General features: G+C 37.5%; 1 protein-coding gene. It reads right to left on the bottom strand.

Annotated features, from left to right (window positions below; all coding sequences use genetic code 11):
• Positions 1–137: 137 nt before the first annotated feature.
• The coding region (locus AA81_RS13185; RefSeq protein ID WP_103899289.1) for an IS110 family RNA-guided transposase at positions 138–1,274 on the bottom strand (1,137 nt) is incomplete at its 5' end.

The raw sequence follows: 1,274 nt of genomic DNA on the forward strand, positions 1-1,274 counted from the left end.
AAAGCTAATCGGTGATATGTCAAGAGGTAAAAATCAAAAAAATTGTTAAAAATTAGCGTAACTGACAATGCCCATACTTTCAGAAAAACACAAAATAGGCTTGAAAACACAAAAAGATTCACTTGTATCTATTCAACTTAGTAATTTGAATAGATTCGATTTTTGCTCAGCAATGCAAAAATCATGCGAACCAACTTACGAGCCGTGAGCGCGAGGGCTCTTTTGTGTTGATGAGTGGTAACCTCGTAGTATTTTTTCCGATAATACTCTTTGAACTCAGGGATATGATTTTTAACGGAGCTAGCAGCTTCGATAAGGTAGTATCGAAGATACGGATTACCTGTTTTAGTCATTTCTGTCTCATCAGAGGAATAATTCCCTGATTGACGTTTTCTCCAAGTCAGTCCTGCAAACTTAGCCAACTTATCATGGGATTGAAAGGAGGCTATCGTACCTATCTCACTGATGATACCAGAGGAGATAACAGGACCGATACCGTTGACAGAGATGAGTGATTGATATTGGCTGGGATTAAGCCCTTTTACCGTTTTTTCAATAGCCTTATCAACGGTTTTTATTTCATTTTCCAAGGCTTTTATTACGTTGAAGGAAGAAGAGATAGCGATATTCAAAGGTTCATAAGCCATTTTATCCAATCTGTACGAATTCTTGGCTGCTTGTTTAAGAAGTGTTGCAACCTTTACGGGATCTTTGAATCTGTTTTTACTTTTTTTAATAACGAACTGAGTTAAATCATCGATGGATTTGTAAACTATCTCATCCAAAGAGTAGAACTCAGTCAAAGCAGAACAAGACGTAGCACCATATATATCGGAAAAGGGCTTATCCCTATTATTCACAGCCAATTCACTGAATTTCAGATAAATGTTGGAAAGCATCCAATTCTTTTCAGAGACGAGTGTATGAACTAAATGGAACCTATGGCGTGTAAGTCTTTGTAAAGCCAAAAACTGAGAACCACGCCAAGGGGAAGAAGAAATCTTGCCACATCTAGCGAAATCGGCTATGACGTAAGCGTCCAAATGATCTGTTTTATCGATATCGACAAAAGTCTTTTTGTAATTGGCTGTAGTTTTTGGATTAAGCTGGTACACAAGAGGCTTAAAAGGCAAAAGTTTCTTGTTGGTTGACAAGAAATTGGCTATGTGAGTACTGTAAAAAGAAGTAGCTTCCAAAGCGATAACGACATAATCAAGGTTGTTAGAAACAAGGCAATTGACGATAGCCTCAGCAATGTATTCAGCACCTATTCT

The sequence above is a fragment of the Petrotoga halophila DSM 16923 genome, from assembly GCF_002924615.1.